This window comes from Corynebacterium sp. ACRPH (assembly GCF_022347285.1).
GTDB lineage: Bacteria > Actinomycetota > Actinomycetes > Mycobacteriales > Mycobacteriaceae > Corynebacterium.
The window spans coordinates 59,907-74,358 of record NZ_JAKRND010000002.1 but is presented as its reverse complement, the minus strand read 5'-3'; the positions used below and the strand labels follow the sequence as shown (position 1 = coordinate 74,358).

Annotated in this window: 10 protein-coding genes; 9 read left to right on the top strand and 1 reads right to left on the bottom strand. The window is 62.1% G+C overall.

Annotation, left to right across the window (positions count from 1 at the left end; genetic code table 11):
• The first annotated feature begins 44 nt into the window (after positions 1–44).
• The 5 genes from MHX66_RS01330 to MHX66_RS01310 all read left to right on the top strand — a co-directional run bounded on the left by MHX66_RS01330 (position 45) and on the right by MHX66_RS01310 (position 6,889).
• Positions 45–1,550, top strand: coding sequence for an anchored repeat ABC transporter, substrate-binding protein (locus MHX66_RS01330; protein ID WP_239198766.1), 1,506 nt, complete (start codon positions 45–47; stop codon positions 1,548–1,550).
• Positions 1,551–1,640: 90 nt separating this feature from the next.
• Positions 1,641–2,696 (top strand): choice-of-anchor M domain-containing protein, encoded by a 1,056-nt coding sequence (locus tag MHX66_RS01325; protein WP_239198763.1) that lies wholly within the window; start codon positions 1,641–1,643, stop codon positions 2,694–2,696.
• Positions 2,693–3,412 (top strand): anchored repeat-type ABC transporter ATP-binding subunit, encoded by a 720-nt coding sequence (locus MHX66_RS01320; protein WP_239198760.1) that lies wholly within the window; start codon positions 2,693–2,695, stop codon positions 3,410–3,412. The genes MHX66_RS01325 and MHX66_RS01320 overlap by 4 nt, the downstream gene beginning before the upstream one ends.
• The gene (locus MHX66_RS01315; RefSeq protein WP_035012112.1) at positions 3,409–4,287 is read left to right on the top strand and encodes an anchored repeat-type ABC transporter permease subunit; all 879 of its coding nucleotides are present in this window, start codon (positions 3,409–3,411) and stop codon (positions 4,285–4,287) included. Before MHX66_RS01320 ends, MHX66_RS01315 begins: the two co-directional genes overlap by 4 nt.
• A 94-nt stretch (positions 4,288–4,381) precedes the next feature.
• The gene (locus MHX66_RS01310; RefSeq protein WP_239198757.1) at positions 4,382–6,889 is read left to right on the top strand and encodes a choice-of-anchor M domain-containing protein; all 2,508 of its coding nucleotides are present in this window, start codon (positions 4,382–4,384) and stop codon (positions 6,887–6,889) included.
• On the opposite strand, the gene MHX66_RS01305 is transcribed toward MHX66_RS01310, so the two are convergent.
• Positions 6,886–7,806 carry a triacylglycerol lipase gene (locus MHX66_RS01305; protein WP_239198754.1) on the bottom strand — a complete coding sequence of 307 codons (921 nt, stop codon included), beginning with the start codon at positions 7,804–7,806 and terminating at the stop codon, positions 6,886–6,888. The two genes, MHX66_RS01310 and MHX66_RS01305, sit on opposite strands and share 4 nt — an antisense overlap.
• 468 nt (positions 7,807–8,274) lie before the next feature.
• Here MHX66_RS01305 and rplJ point away from each other — a divergent pair, with 468 nt between their 5' ends.
• From rplJ to MHX66_RS01285, 4 genes are all read left to right on the top strand, one after another.
• A complete protein-coding gene (rplJ, locus tag MHX66_RS01300) occupies positions 8,275–8,790 on the top strand; it encodes a 50S ribosomal protein L10 (protein ID WP_005292022.1) in 516 nt (171 codons plus the stop codon).
• Positions 8,791–8,884: 94 nt separating this feature from the next.
• The gene (gene rplL, locus MHX66_RS01295; protein WP_011274179.1) at positions 8,885–9,271 is read left to right on the top strand and encodes a 50S ribosomal protein L7/L12; all 387 of its coding nucleotides are present in this window, start codon (positions 8,885–8,887) and stop codon (positions 9,269–9,271) included.
• 195 nt (positions 9,272–9,466) lie between these two features.
• A complete protein-coding gene (locus MHX66_RS01290; protein ID WP_239198751.1) occupies positions 9,467–10,522 on the top strand; it encodes a DUF3068 domain-containing protein in 1,056 nt (351 codons plus the stop codon).
• A gap of 289 nt (positions 10,523–10,811) precedes the next feature.
• Complete coding sequence (locus MHX66_RS01285) at positions 10,812–14,324, top strand: DNA-directed RNA polymerase subunit beta (RefSeq protein WP_239198748.1); 3,513 nt, start codon at positions 10,812–10,814, stop codon at positions 14,322–14,324.
• Positions 14,325–14,452: the final 128 nt, after the last annotated feature.

Sequence of the window (14,452 nt, the reverse complement as noted above, 5' to 3'; positions counted from 1 at the left end):
CATCGCGGCGGGGGCTTGCCAAGTCCCTGTGCGCGAATGTCAGTATGGTGCTGCTCTCTGCGGGCTTAGCCAGCTGTGCTGCAGCTGGCGGCGCGAGCTTGCCCAGTAGGGATGACGGCATCACGGATGTCGTAGCCTCCACCCCGATCATCGCCGACCTCGCCCGCCATGTCGCGGGCGATGCCGCCCGCCTGACCGCCCTGATCCCGAACACCGCTGACCCGCACACCTACGAGCTCACCCTGCGGGACGTTCGCAACCTCGCAAACGCGGACATCGCGTTCAACAACGGGCTGCTGCTGGAGCAGCAGTCGGTGCTGCGCACCATGGATAACGGAGTGCTGCCCGGCACGGAGGTCGTGGCCCTGGCCGACGTGGCCGCCAACCAAGGCGCCACCGTCATTCCCCTGGTGGAGAACATGGCGTTAGACACCGTCTGGCTGGGTTTGCGCGCCCAGGGGATCGGCGCCCGGCACGGCGGCTCCGCGCGCTCCGAAGTGCACCTCAGCGTAACTGACGTGGAGGGTCCGGGTGATGCGGCGGCATACATCACCGGTACCTTCGGCCAGCCGGAGATCTTCTTTAACTCCCGCGATGGCTTCGATGCCACCCGCGGGTACGAGGGCGATACCGCCACGCTGCCGGTCGACGCACACACCCACATGAGCTGGTCTTTCTCCAAGCCAGGCACGTACACCCTGCACTTGAGCGCATCTCTGGTGCCGGATGAGGGCAAACCTCCAGAGCACATCGCGGACCAGACCGTGCGTTTCAATGTGGGCACGGAAGACGGGGCGTCAAGAAAGATAGACAGTGGGCACTACGACATTGCGGTGAACGCCGACGACAACAGCATCAACCTCGTCGGCGACGGTGGCACCATCGACCCCAAGAATGCCGTGGTCAGCGTGCCTAACCAGACCCTGCAGCCAATCCCGGGCGACCCTAACTTCCGCTTCCTCGGCACGGCGGGCGACGAGACCTACCTTTTGCCCCAAGCGGTGCTGGGCAAGCACGTCCACGGCGAGCTCGACCCGCACCTGTGGCACAACGCGAAGAACGCGATGGCGTATGTGAAGGTCATTCGCGACAAGCTCATCGCCGTAGATCCCAAGCACGCCGCTGATTACCAGCAGAACGCGCGAACCTACCTGGACGAGCTCGACCGCCTCGACCGGGAGATCAAGCGCCAGGTCCGCAGTATTCCCGAGGCTCGCCGGCACTTGGTGACCGCCCACGACGGCTACGCCTATTTTGCTGACGCCTACGGCCTGGACGTAGCCGGCTTTGTCACCCCGAACCCGGAGATCGAGCCGAGCACACGGGACCTTGTGAGCCTGACACGCACCCTGGAAAACCTGCAGGTTCCGGCGGTCTTCATCGAGCCGACGATGGCGGGGCGTACGCGCGAGTTACAACAGATCGCCGACCGGCTGGGCGTGAGTGTGTGCCAGATCCGCAGCGACACCCTGGACGAGGCAGCGTCGACGTACGTGGACCTGATGCGGACAAATGCCGAATCGATGGCGGACTGCCTGAGTGGCGCATAGACCAACGGCGCGCAGGAACGACAACGACGTTTCCAGAAACAAGAGAAAAACAGAACAACAGAAGAACAAAAGTAAAGGATTGAACGGAACATGCGAAACACACGGATCAGGAAGTCCGGTCTAGCTCCCACGGCCGCCGCACTGCTGGCCGGGGGAGTAGTAGTGGCGGGAGTGCCGGTGGCCCCGCCGGTCGCAGTGGCGCAGGCGCAGGAGCCAGCACAGGGCCAGGCACAAGATCCGGCGCTGCAACAAACCGTGACGGATAAGGAAGAGCACGCCCCCGCCGGTACTTCCCACGTGTTTAGCCGCGGCCACGCGGATCTCGGCATGCGCCTGGACGGCGGCAAGCTGGACGTGCAACTGCGCGACGACGCGGAGGAAAAGCCCATCTGGCGTGTGCTGGACGACGTGGTCTTCGATGTCTCCGACAAGGCCAAGCAGCAACTGCCCGCCGACGGTGGCTACGAGTTCACCGGCGCGCAGCCCGGCCAGGAGGTATGGGTCCTGCCACAGACCGAGGTGCAGGGCGTGCCGTGGTTGGGGTGGAACACGCAGTCCCCGGCGCTGATAGCCCAGGCCAATCGTGGTGTGACCATGGAGTACCTGGGCCACCAGGGGCCTGGCCAGATGAGCATGTTCTTGCAGGCCGGCGGCTTTGAACAGCCCCAGGAGCTGTGGAACTCCGCGCAGCCCACCCCGCAGGACCTGTGGGTGGATCTGAACACGCACACCCACGCCAACTGGGTATTCACCGAGCCGGGCGTGCACCGAGTGGCCATGGGGGTGCGGGTGAAGATGAAAGACGGCTCCGAGAAGATCACCACGAAGGTGCTGAACTTTGCCGTGGGCGTGGACCCTTCCGAGGCGCAGAACTCCAACTGGGAGGGTGAGCTGCCGAAGGCAGGTGCTGCCGGTTCTTCTGGTGACGCCAACAGTTCCAACCCCAACAATTCCGCCAACGCCGCAGATGCGGATGCCGACAACTCCGAGGAAGGCTCCGATGGCGGCAACTCCGCCCTGCCGTGGATCCTGGGCGGCATCGGCGTGGTGGTCGTCGCACTGCTGGCCTTCGGTTTCCTCTCCCTGCGCAAGGGAGCCAAGGAGCGCAAGCGCATCGAGGATGAACTGTGGGGTCAGCTGAAGTGACCGCACTGCAGATCGCGGATCTGGATGTCCGGTTGGCCGGTCGACAGATCCTCACCGATGTGAACCTCGAGGCGCACCCCGGGGAGCTAATCGGGCTACTAGGCCCCAACGGCGCGGGCAAGACCACCCTGATGCGCAGCATCTTGGGGCTCATCCCGCGGACCAAGGGAAGTGTCAAGGCCGCGAGCGTGGGCTATGTTCCCCAGCGCCACGAGTTCGCGTGGGACTATCCCATCGACGTTCGCCACACCGTGCTGAACGGTCGCGCGGGGCTGATTGGTCCGTTCCGTCGGTCGCGCCGGGCAGACTTTGCGGCCACTGCGCATGCGTTAAAGCGCGTGAACCTTCAGCACTTGGCGGACCGTCCCATCGGTCAGCTCTCCGGTGGGCAGCGCCAGCGCGTGCTGGTGGCGCGCGCCCTAGCTGTGGAGCCCACTTTGCTGTTGCTGGACGAGCCTTTCACTGGCATGGATTTCCCCAGTATCGAGTCTCTGGTGGAGATCCTGCAGTCTCTGGCAGCCGATGGCATGAGCATCCTGATGGTGACCCACGATCTGGCGCAGGCGGTGCACGTCTGCGATCGTGTGGTGCTGCTGAACGGTCGCGTAGTCGCCGACGGCGCCCCGGACCAGCTGCAGAACCCCGAACCGTGGATGGAGACCTTCGACGTTCGCCCGGATTCGCCACTGCTGCGGGGAGTGGGGTTGGTGCCGTGATCTCCTTCTCCCAGTTCCTCGCCGACCTGACGAATCCCGCCCTGGCCTTCCTGCCGAAGGCGCTGCTGGTGGCGGTTCTCTCCGCGCTGGTCTGTGGAGTGATCGGCACGCACGTGGTGCTGCGCGGCATGGCGTTCATCGGCGATGCGGTCGCGCATGCCGTGTTCCCGGGCTTGGCTATTGCTTTCGCCCTGCAGTTCTCGGTGATCGCCGGCGGAGCGTTGGCCGGTGCCGTGGTGGCCCTGCTGATCGCCCTGTTCTCGCAGCGCAGGCGCGTGAAAGAGGACACGATCATCGGCATCTTCTTCGCCGCCGCCTTCGCCCTGGGTCTGGTGGTGATCTCGAAGGTGCAGGGCTACACGGCCAGCCTGAATAGCTTCCTTTTCGGCTCGATCACGGGCGTATCCAATTCCGACATCATCTTCAGCGCTGTTGTCGGCGCGGTCGTGATTCTGGCCGTGGCAGCGCTGCACAAGGAGATCGTGGCGGTCTCCGTCGACCGCGAAACCGCCGCTGCCATGGGCATCCGTGTGTTGCTGATCGACGTGGTCCTTTACCTCGCCGTCACCGCCGCCGTGGTGATGTCTGTTCGCACCGTCGGCAACATTCTAGTGCTCGCACTGCTGATCACCCCGGCCGCGGCAGCGCGACTCTGGACCGACCGACTGGTCGTGATGATGAGCCTCAGCGCCGTGATAGGCATGGTCGGTTCCTTCCTCGGCGTGTACGTGTCTTGGGCGATCGATGTGCCCACGGGCGCAACCATCGTCCTGGTGCTCACCGTTGTTTTCCTCTTTTCTTTCTTTGTGGCGACGCCCATTCGCGCCGCCCGGCAATCCAACAACCCCTCACAGGTGGTAGCTACTGATGCATAAAAAAGATGAACTCTTTCAGCAGCTGGCCAAGCGGCAGCAGGCTGAGCTTAAACTGCTTAAGCAGCTCAAACACAGCCAAAACAGGGCCGATCGGATGATGTGGGCAGCCAAGTCCACCCTGGCGGTATTGGGCGTGCTGGTGTTAACCGTGGTGGCCGGCGCCTGGAATGCGGCGTCACCACTAACCAGTGATCACCGCACCGCCGAGGTGTTGCAGCGTGCGCAAGCAACACCGACAGGGCATAAGCCCGGAACGACCAGTGACGGACCAACCGTCGGCAAGGACGTGAAGAATCCGGCCACCGGAAAGACGCACGTTTGTGCGGGCAGGAAGCTGCTGTACAACGCCCACGTGGATGCGATTTACGGAACGTATAACAAGGGCAAGCCGGACGTGATGGTCGTCGATGGGCAGCAGCCCGTGCCCGCCGATGGCGTCTGTCTGCGACTGGCACCCGACGCGATCGATGGCAAGGAAGCCTCCCGCATCAAGGTGCCGAACAAGAAGGCGCTGTCCTTCCTAGGCAAGCCCGGCACGGTGCTGTGGCATGCCCCGCAGAACGCGGACTTCACTAACCAATGGCGCCCGATCTGGGCGGGCCTGGGTGCTTTTGACCCGGCACACGAGATCGAGGTGCCGAAGGATTTCGCCGAGCCAAATCTCCACTTCCATATGAAGAAGTTCTCCGGCCCCGGCGACATGGAGGTTTTCTTCCACAACTCCGGTACGCCTACCCCGGAGCGCGTGCTGTCCACCAAGGGCGGTTTGAAGGACTACGACTACGAGGTCGGCGGGCACGGACACTTCGGTTGGACCTTCTCTAAGCCGGGCCTGTATCAGCTGACGATGCAGTGGGACGTCAAGAAGAAGGACGGCTCTACCGTGAAGTCCGCAGCGCGCACCATCAACTGGCTGGTTGGTTCCGACAAGCAGGTTGGCCTGCCGGAGGGCACGACTACTGGGTTGAACGAGATCAAGAAACCGATCGCGCCGCTGGAGCCGGGCAAGCCGGGAGATCAAGATCAACCTGGAGAGCCAGAGCAGCCCGAGCAGCCCGAAGACCCCGAGCAACCTGGAGCCCCTGAGCAGCCCGAAGACCCCGAGCAGCCAGGCGAAAACGAGACGCCGGGTGACGAGGAAGATCCGAGCGATGGCACCGACAAGCCAGCGCCGACGTGCGAAGCCCCTGAGGAAATCTCCGACGACGAGGTCCGTAGCGAGGTCAACGATGCCTTCGGTGAAGGGCAGGGGACAGAGCGCGCCGTGATTCCTAAGGGCCACATGGACATGGGCGTGGGAACCTCGGACGAATCTGACGCGGATCCGCACACCTTCCTGAAGGACGGATCCGATCCCGCGAATGTGCAGGAGCGCGAGTCCGGCAGCTTCATTTTCCTAGTCAACAGTCCGAAGGCCAAGGTTGGAGTCCCGCAGGATTACCAGGAGGAACTGGGGGAGACCGCATACGCACTTCCGCAGGCACAGCAGGAGAACCCGAACGTCCCGTGGCTGGGCTTTTCCACCGAGCACCTGAACTCGGCTAAGCAGGGCGTGGACGTGACCATCAAGGACTTTGAAGGTCCCGGTCGCATGGTGACTCTGTCGGACAATGGGTTGGGTAGTGTCAGCCTGCGTCTGGATTCCGAGCACCGTGAGCACAAGGTCAGCTATGCGGTTGGAGCGCACGACCATCAGCAGTTCTTCTTCACCAAGCCGGGCGCGTACCGCGTAGTCTTCCGCTACCAGGGCACTGCTGTGGACGGCAAGAAGTTCGATAAGGAGCTAGAGACCTTCTTCGTCATCAAGGATTCGTGCGGGGACGATACGGGCAGTGGGAAGTCTGGCCTGGAGGAACTCCAGGAGTTTCAGAAGCACCTAGACAGCGAAAACGCGAAGCTCGGCAAGTACATGGACGAGATCGTCGGTGGCATCGAGGCGCTGCGCGGAAACCGCAAGGCACAGCAGAATCCTTCCACCGGGGCGGCTGGTGGTGCCGGCACCGGAGATTCCTCGGCGGCCGGCGTCGCTAGCAACAACTCTGCCGGCAAGAGTTCTGGTGCAGCACCCTCCGGTACCAGCGCCGCATCGGATAACCACGGCACGGCTAGTGGAGCCGAATCCACGGGGGCTGGTTCCAGTGGTTCTGCCGGCTCGAGTAGCTCCGACAGTTCATCTGGGTCTGCCGACGGCGCTGCGGTCGCAGACGGTGGCGAAGTAGAAGCCGAGGCCGAGGCTGTGGAAGGCGAAGCAGGCGGTGCCGGTGGCATCCATCGCATCAACGCCGCCCAAGGGCAGCAGAATGTAGACGGGGCCGCAAACACGAATGATGCGCAGAACGTAGACACTGAGAAAACCGCCGTAGAGTCCTTTATAGATTCCCTTACCGGCGGTGGCTGGACGACCGGCTTCCTACTGGGGCTCGGCCTGATGGGGCTGCTCGGCGGAGCGCTCCTCTTCTTCGTAGCGGCCCGCAACATGCAGCGTGCCCATACCCTGCAACTGCTGCAGGCCTACAGGGAAATCAGTCGCGACCGTGCTGAGCAGGCCTATGCAGAGGGCATCGCAGACGAAGAGGTTTGGGACGGTGAGGAGTCTCGCTAAGCTCGCCGCCCCGGCAGCCGGAACTCGCCCATCATAGGAAGCACCACTCCGCGCTTCAGCGGATGGGCGGCGCGGTAAGTAGCCGGGCCGTCTTCTCCCGGCTCCAGCGCCTCCAGAATCAGATCGACCACACGCGGCGAGTACAGCATCGCCAGGTGGCCGGATAGATCCAGCGGGTTGTTGTCCTGTACGCTCAGGTTGCGCACCCGCGCGCCCTCCCCGGCGACCATCACCTGCTTCAAACGAGGAGTGGCAATACCGTCGTACTTCGCGGTGATCATCGTGTAGTCCACGCCCGGGGTGGTATCCCCATCGCGGTTCAGGTGTTCACCAAACTCGCTGCCGAAGCGCTGGTCGATCGCTGCGCCACCCAGGAACTTCTCCAGGAACCCCGCGAGCTTGTTATTCGGGTCGATTTTGTCGCCCAGGGTCGAGATGCCGGACAGGGTGGTGCCGTGGTGCGCAGGGCCCACGCCCACCAGGCGATCCACCTTGTTGCGCGCCACATCCGCCCGGTCGGCGCCGCCGGAATCGGAAAGGTACAGCCGCGCCTGCGCCACGCCCTGCGAGTGGCCGACCAAGTTCACCTTCTTCGCGCCCGTGCGCTCGATCACCTCGTCGATGAAGGCCGCAACCTCCTTCTGGGAGGTGCGCAGGAAGTTGTTGGCGTACACGCCCGGGGCCTTGCCCGTGAAGGCGGAGCGGTCCTTGCCGTAATTCACGGCGAACACTGGGTGACCTGCCACAATGAGGTGCTTGGCCACGTAGTCCCACGTGTTATATGCGTTGAGCCACGTGCCGTGGATCAGCACCGTCGGTGTCTTGCCTTCTAGCGGTGTGTCGAACTTATTGACGCCCTCCGGCAGTGGATTGTCGCGTCGTAGGCTGGATAGGAACTTCGGGATGAATGCGTCCATGAACCCCAAGGCTAATCAAACTCGCAGCCCCAGTTTTGGAAACGAAATAATTTCTCGCGCAGGGTGGCGTCAGAAAGAAAAAACAGCGATTTGGAGGAAGGGGTGGCAGGGGTGTAACCTCCTTCGAGGAAGTTTGACTAGATCAACAACGAGATCAGCAACGTCAAGTTTTCACCGAAGACCGTCGGTCATCACCGTCCGCGCGAACCTTAATGGGGGAGAGTGGGCAGGAGATTGAAGGATCATCGTCATAGATGACGGCCCACGCAGGTAACACGATTAGACGTTCGGATCGGATTCCAGCCCTAGAAAGCCGGGGATCCTACGAATGCGCCTTGTGCTTCTTGCGTAAAACGCCGGAAACGCGAGGCGCTTTGTCGTTTATGTACAGTGTTGCCCTTCAACAATGATCGTCGGTGGACGTACTGCAAAAACGTACACCGTAAACATCAGGAAGGAGGCGAGAGTATGGCTAATCCGAAGAACACCGCTTCGCTGGAAGAGCTCAAGGCACGCTTCGAGCAGGCACAGTCCACTCTGTTGACCGAGTACCGTGGCCTGTCCGTGGCTGAGACCACCGAGCTGCGTCGCGCACTGGGTTCGGACGTTACCTACTCCGTCGCCAAGAACACCATGATCAAGCTGGCTGCACGCGAAGCCGGCATTGAGCTTGATGAGTCCCTGCTGACCGGTCCTACCGCAATCGCATTCGTCAACGGCGAGGCCGTGGACGCTGCGAAGGCCATGAAGGACTTCGGCAAGGATCACAAGAACTTCGTGATCAAGGGTGGCTACATGGACGGTGCCACGATTGATGCAGCTCAGGTTGAGGCAATCGCCGAGCTGGACAATCGCGAAACCACGCTGGCCAAGCTGGCCGGTGCCATGCAGGGTTCCTTGGCAAAGGCCGCAGGCCTGTTCAACGCACCAGCATCCCAGGTTGCACGCCTGGCCGCTGCACTGCAGGAGAAGAAGGAACAGTAAGTTCCCTCCGCTCATACATAAGACATAAAACAATTTGCCGGCCGGGCCGCCAACACTTTTCGGCCCACCGGCGCAACTACGAAAGGATGCCATCATGGCTAAGCTCACCAAGGACGAGCTCATCGAGGCTTTCAAGGAAATGACCCTCATCGAGCTGTCTGAGTTCGTTAAGGAATTCGAAGAGGTCTTCGACGTCACCGCTGCTGCTCCGGTTGCTGCCGTTGCTGCTGCTCCGGGCGCTGAGGGCGGCGCTGCTGCTGAGGAGAAGGACGAGTTCGACGTCGTTCTAGAGGACGCAGGCGCTAAGAAGATCGGCGTTATTAAGGTTGTCCGCGAGATCGTCTCCGGCCTGGGCCTGAAGGAGGCCAAGGAGCTGGTTGAGGGTGCTCCGAAGGCTATCCTGGAGGGTGCTTCCAAGGATGACGCTGAGGCTGCTAAGACCAAGCTGGAAGAGGCTGGCGCAAAGGTCTCCCTCAAGTAAGCTCGCCTTACTTCCTGCACTTCGGCCTAGCGCCGACTGTGCAGGCCAATCAGAGCCGCTGGCAATCACATTTCGTGATTGCCGGCGGTTTTTTGTTGTCTTGCTACGCTTAAGTGACAAATATTGAATCGTGTGCCCAGTTCTCCGGGTGCGCGGGTAGCTAAAACTGATCTAATCGCAGATGGTGGCAGAGAAGTGACGAATAAAAAGGGCTCCGGCAAAGGCCTCTACATCCTGGGTGCGCTCGGTGCGCTGATTGGCGTAGCGCTGATCACTGTGGGCGTCATGCTCCCAAAGGTTGTATCGAACGACAAGGCCGTGCCTCTAGACCTGGCCGCGACAACGCTTACCCTGAACGACCCAGCGGCGGTCATCGGCCCGAACTACCAAGGGCTGGATGGTAAAGAGGACGTGACGGCGCCGGTCAACCGTCAGTTCAAGATCACGCTCGAGGAGCCCGCCACCGATGAGGAAGCCAGCGCGCGCGTCGGCGTGACCACCGCGCGCACGGACGTGGAGGACGACCTGGAATCGCTGCTGGACGCACAAGTCTGGAGCTTTACCGTGGATCGTCGCACGGGCGAGGCGAAGGGTAATGCGAAGGTCTCGGACACGCCCGCTACCCCGGCCACCGACGGCGAGATCGCCGGTTACTGGGCCAAGTTCCCGCAGGGTACTGAGCAGCGCTCTTACGACTATTTCGATATGACGCTACGTCGCGCGCTGCCTGCGGAGTTCACCGGCACCCGCAATGTCACCACCGCTGACGGGCGCGAGCACGAGCTGTACGTCTTCCGCCAGGAGATCCAGGCAACCTCCGTGGCCAAGGAGTACGCGGGAGTGCGCAACACTATCACCGTTGAAGGGGAGGACGGCAAGCCACAGCGCGCTCAGCTGTTCCACGAAGGCTGGCGCGAGCTGGCGGTAGAGCCGAAGTCCGGCCTGCTGGTGAGCGTGGAGGAGAACGTGAAGGACACGTACCGCGACGACTCCGGTAAGGACGTGCAGAACCTGCTGCAGTTCCATGGCAAGACCCCGCAGCGAGTGACGCAGTCCATGCTGGATCAGGCCATGGAGGTCAGCGGACAGCGCCACACCGATAAATGGGGGGTTGCATTGATTGTCGCGGGTGTTATTGTGGCAGCAGCATCCGTGGTGCTGGTCCTGTGGCGGCGCGCTAAGCGTAGGGCGGAGCGCCGGAATGAGCGCCGGGCAGAGAAGCACCCTGAGAGCCCGGCTGAGGAAGCCTAGACATTCGCGCAGCGATGCTATAGGATAGTTCGTTGCGCTGGATTTGATTTGTTGAGCTATCGGCTACAACGAAACGACTACAAAGCTACGCAGAAGTGATGTGAAGACATTACACATGAAGCAGACTTTGCCAAACGAGCCAAAAAGGCCATTTGACAAGGTCGTTTAGTCGTTTCTGCGTGGGGATAGTTTGGCAGGGAAAATCCAACTAAATCGACCATCACGAGACCGTACACACACAATCACGGCCGCGCACTACAGCTCCACCACGTAGTGCCCGACCGATGTTGTGCTGGAAGGACCCATCTTGGCAGTCTCCCGCCAGACCAGCTCAGTGGCCGGAATTCCCGGAGCTCCGCAGCGACACAGCTTTGCGAAGATCGACGCTCCGATTGAGGTTCCAGGCCTTCTTGACCTCCAACGAGAGTCCTTCGCTTGGCTCGTTGGCACGCCTGAATGGCGTGCCCGCGCCCAAGCAGAGGCAGGGGAGGACGTCCGCATCATGAGCGGACTCGAGGAGATTCTCGAGGAGCTCTCTCCGATCGAGGACTACTCCGAGAACATGTCCCTCACCCTGTCCGAGCCCCGCTTCGATGACGTGAAGTCCACCATCGACGAGGCGAAGGATAAGGACATCAACTACGCGGCACCGCTGTACGTGACCGCGGAATTCACCAACTCCATGTCTGGTGAGATCAAGTCCCAGACGGTCTTCATCGGTGACTTCCCGATGATGACCGACAAGGGCACGTTCATCATCAACGGCACCGAGCGTGTCGTTGTCTCCCAGCTCGTCCGTTCCCCGGGCGTGTACTTCGACGCCTCCATCGACGCATCCACCGAGCGTCCCCTGCACTCCGTGAAGGTGATCCCCTCCCGCGGTGCATGGCTCGAGTTCGACGTGGACAAGCGCGACACCGTCGGCGTGCGCATCGACCGCAAGCGTCGCCAGCCGGTAACCGTGCTACTGAAGGCGCTGGGCCTGACCACGCAGGAGATCACCGACCGCTTCGGCTTCTCCGAGCTGATGATGTCCACCCTCGAAAAGGACGGCGTGGACAACACCGACGAGGCCCTGCTGGAGATCTACCGCAAGCAGCGCCCGGGCGAGTCCCCGACGCGCGACTCCGCGCAGGCTTTGCTGGAGAACTCCTTCTTCAAGGCGAAGCGCTACGACCTGGCCAAGGTTGGCCGCTACAAGGTCAACCGCAAGCTGGGCCTGGGTGGCGATACCGATGGCGTGATGACCCTCACGGAAGAGGACATCCTGACCACCATCGAGTACCTGGTGCGCCTGCACGCCGGTGAGAAGTCCATGACCTCCCCGGACGGCACCGAAATCCCGATCGATACCGATGACATCGACCACTTCGGCAACCGTCGTCTGCGTACCGTCGGCGAGCTGATCCAGAACCAGGTTCGCGTGGGTCTGTCCCGCATGGAGCGTGTTGTGCGCGAGCGCATGACCACCCAGGATGCGGAGTCCATCACGCCGACCTCCCTGATCAACGTTCGCCCGGTCTCCGCGGCCATCCGCGAGTTCTTCGGCACCTCCCAGCTGTCGCAGTTCCTGGACCAGAACAACTCCCTGTCCGGCCTGACCCACAAGCGCCGCCTGTCTGCGCTGGGTCCGGGCGGTCTGTCCCGTGAGCGCGCCGGCCTGGAAGTCCGCGACGTTCACCCGTCTCACTACGGCCGCATGTGCCCGATTGAGACTCCTGAGGGTCCGAACATTGGTCTGATCGGCTCCCTTTCCTCCTACGCTCGTGTGAACCCGTTCGGCTTCATCGAGACTCCGTACCGCAAGGTTGTGGACGGGCAGATCACCGACGAGGTCTACTACTTCACTGCGGACGAAGAGGACCGCCACGTGATTGCTCAGGCGAACACCCCGTTCGACGAGAATCACCGGTTCACCGAGGAGCGCATTGAGGTTCGCCTGCGCGGCGGCGACGTGGAGGTCGTCCCGTACACCGAGGTGGACTACATGGACGTGTCGCCACGACAGATGGTTTCCGTGGCAACCGCTATGATTCCGTTCCTCGAGCACGACGATGCTAACCGTGCACTGATGGGTGCCAACATGCAGCGTCAGGCTGTGCCGCTGCTGCGCTCCGAGGCCCCGTTCGTGGGCACCGGTATGGAGCTGCGCGCTGCTTATGACGCCGGCGACATGATCATCGCGCCGAAGGCTGGCGTGGTCGAGTACGTATCCGCCGACTACATCACCGTCATGGATGACGAGGGTGTGCGCGATACCTTCATGCTGCGCAAGTTCGAGCGCACCAACCAGGGCACCTGCTACAACCAGACGCCGCTGGTGGACGAGGGCGACCGCGTTGAGGCCGGCCAGGTTCTGGCCGACGGCCCGGGTACCGACAACGGTGAGATGGCACTGGGTAAGAACCTGCTGGTTGCCTTCATGCCGTGGGAAGGCCACAACTACGAGGACGCCATCATCCTGAACCAGCGCATGGTTGAGGAGGACGTTCTGACCTCGATTCACATCGAGGAGTACGAGATTGACGCCCGCGACACCAAGCTGGGCCCAGAGGAGATCACCCGCGACATTCCTAACGTGGGCGAGGACGTCCTGGCTGACCTGGACGAACGCGGTATCGTCCGCATCGGCGCGGACGTCCGCGACGGCGACATCCTGGTCGGTAAGGTCACCCCGAAGGGTGAAACCGAGCTGACTCCGGAAGAACGCCTGCTGCGCGCCATTTTCGGCGAGAAGGCCCGCGAGGTCCGCGATACCTCCATGAAGGTGCCGCACGGCGAGACCGGTAAGGTCATCGGCGTTCGCGTGTTCTCCCGTGAGGATGACGACGACCTGGCCGCAGGCGTGAACGAGATGGTTCGCGTCTACGTTGCCCAGAAGCGCAAGATCCAGGACGGCGACAAGCTCGCCGGCCGCCACGGCAACAAGGGTGTTGTCGGCAAGATCTTGCCGCAGGAGGACATGCCGTTCCTGCCGGACGGTACTCCGATCGACATCATCCTGAACACCCACGGCGTGCCACGTCGTATGAACATTGGTCAGGTCCTCGAGGTGCACCTGGGCTGGCTGGCTAAGGCCGGCTGGAAGGTCGACACTGATTCTCAGGATCCGAAGATCCAGAAGATGCTGGAGACCCTGCCGGAGGAGCTGTACGAGGTTCCGGCGGACTCCCTGACCGCTACACCGGTGTTCGACGGTGCTTCCAACGCGGAGCTGTCCGGCCTGCTGCGTTCCTCGCTGCCGAACCGCGACGGCGAGCGCCAGGTCGACGACTTCGGTAAGTCCAACCTGATTGACGGCCGCTCCGGCGAGCCCTTCCCGTACCCGGTTGCAGTGGGCTACATGTACATGCTGAAGCTGCACCACCTGGTCGACGAGAAAATCCACGCTCGCTCCACTGGTCCTTACTCCATGATTACCCAGCAGCCGCTGGGTGGTAAGGCACAGTTCGGTGGCCAGCGCTTCGGCGAGATGGAGGTGTGGGCAATGCAGGCATACGGTGCCGCCTACACCCTGCAGGAGCTCCTGACCATCAAGTCCGACGACGTGGTTGGCCGTGTGAAGGTGTACGAGGCGATCGTGAAGGGCGAGAACATCCCGGATCCTGGCATTCCGGAGTCCTTCAAGGTCCTTCTGAAGGAGCTGCAGTCGCTGTGCCTGAACGTTGAGGTTCTGGCCGCCGACGGCACCCCGATGGAGCTGTCCTCTGACGATGACGATGAGCTGGAGAACGCTAACGCAGCTCTGGGCATCAACCTGTCCCGTGACGAGCGTCCGGATGCTGACATGGATGTCAGCTAGGGCGTTGACGACCCTAAACATCTGACTTTCGTACATTCGCCGTATTTTCGGCGCCTGAGCCCGACAAACAACACAGCTTAAGGCGCCGTAACTACCCAAAGCCCTCCGGGAAGAGGAGGGGAAAGGAA

What these genes read in the sequence shown, in the direction of transcription:
- MHX66_RS01330 (WP_239198766.1), top strand. Translation starts at nt 45, where the DNA reads ATGGTGCTGCTCTCTGCGGGCTTAGCCAGCTGTGCTGCAGCTGGCGGC.
- MHX66_RS01325 (WP_239198763.1), top strand. Translation starts at nt 1,641, where the DNA reads ATGCGAAACACACGGATCAGGAAGTCCGGTCTAGCTCCCACGGCCGCC.
- MHX66_RS01310 (WP_239198757.1), top strand. Translation starts at nt 4,382, where the DNA reads ATGATGTGGGCAGCCAAGTCCACCCTGGCGGTATTGGGCGTGCTGGTG.
- MHX66_RS01305 (WP_239198754.1), bottom strand. Translation starts at nt 7,806, where the DNA reads ATGGACGCATTCATCCCGAAGTTCCTATCCAGCCTACGACGCGACAAT.
- rplJ (WP_005292022.1), top strand. Translation starts at nt 8,275, where the DNA reads ATGGCTAATCCGAAGAACACCGCTTCGCTGGAAGAGCTCAAGGCACGC.
- rplL (WP_011274179.1), top strand. Translation starts at nt 8,885, where the DNA reads ATGGCTAAGCTCACCAAGGACGAGCTCATCGAGGCTTTCAAGGAAATG.